The organism is Shewanella sp. 10N.286.45.A1, assembly GCF_041470405.1.
Classification (GTDB): Bacteria; Pseudomonadota; Gammaproteobacteria; order Enterobacterales; family Shewanellaceae; genus Shewanella.
The window spans coordinates 27,973-28,740 of record NZ_JBFRMK010000162.1 but is presented as its reverse complement, the minus strand read 5'-3'; the positions used below and the strand labels follow the sequence as shown (position 1 = coordinate 28,740).

At 38.7% G+C, this 768-nt stretch carries 1 protein-coding gene; it reads left to right on the top strand.

What is annotated here, in order from left to right; genetic code table 11:
• Positions 1-307 precede the first annotated feature (307 nt).
• Positions 308-718 carry a lactoylglutathione lyase gene (gene gloA / locus AB4238_RS13075; protein WP_372033831.1) on the top strand — a complete coding sequence of 137 codons (411 nt, stop codon included), beginning with the start codon at positions 308-310 and terminating at the stop codon, positions 716-718.
• Positions 719-768 lie beyond the last annotated feature (50 nt).

The window sequence follows — 768 nt, the reverse complement described above, 5'->3', positions numbered from 1 at the left end:
GGCATTACGCTAATGCGGCTTTTTTTCTAAAACATGCAGATAAAGAAAATAGACAGAAAAACCGCAATTATTGCGCTAAGACCTAGCGACATTTTTAGTTCAGTTTGCATCGACAACTCCTTAATTTAGTCACTTAATACTATAAGAAACCTGAGACTTTCTCAGGCAATAATCGATATTTTGTGATCTCGATACAGACTTTTTCTGCAAAGTATGCGAGGTAAGCACAAATAGTTCCCAAGTCGTATAAATTAGATATACTTCTGCTATAAATCATTGAGAAAAACCAACAAAGTAAGAGGTTCAAATGGCACAGTTACTACATACCATGCTTCGTGTAGGAGATTTAGAGCGCAGTATCGCATTTTATACTCAAGTTATGGGTATGAAACTGCTTCGGAAAAGCGAGAACAGTGAATATAAGTATACCCTCGCATTCGTTGGATACGACGAAGAATCAACAGGTAGCGCAGTGATAGAACTCACTTATAACTGGGGCACTGAATCCTATGATATGGGTAACGCTTTTGGTCATATAGCCATTGGCGAAGAAGATATATATGCTCGTTGTGATGCCATTGCGAATGCCGGTGGCAAGGTTATTCGTCCAGCAGGCCCTGTTGCAGGTGGCACCACTGAAATCGCATTTGTTGAAGATCCTGATGGCTACAAAATTGAGTTAATCCAAATGAGCTCATCACAAAAAGGTCTTGGTTAAAATATCAATAATCGTTCTGTGTTTAAGTCCTTTTATACCAATCAGTATAA

Excerpts from the sequence above, each read along its gene's own strand:
- gloA (WP_372033831.1), top strand. The coding sequence starts at position 308 with ATGGCACAGTTACTACATACCATGCTTCGTGTAGGAGATTTAGAGCGC.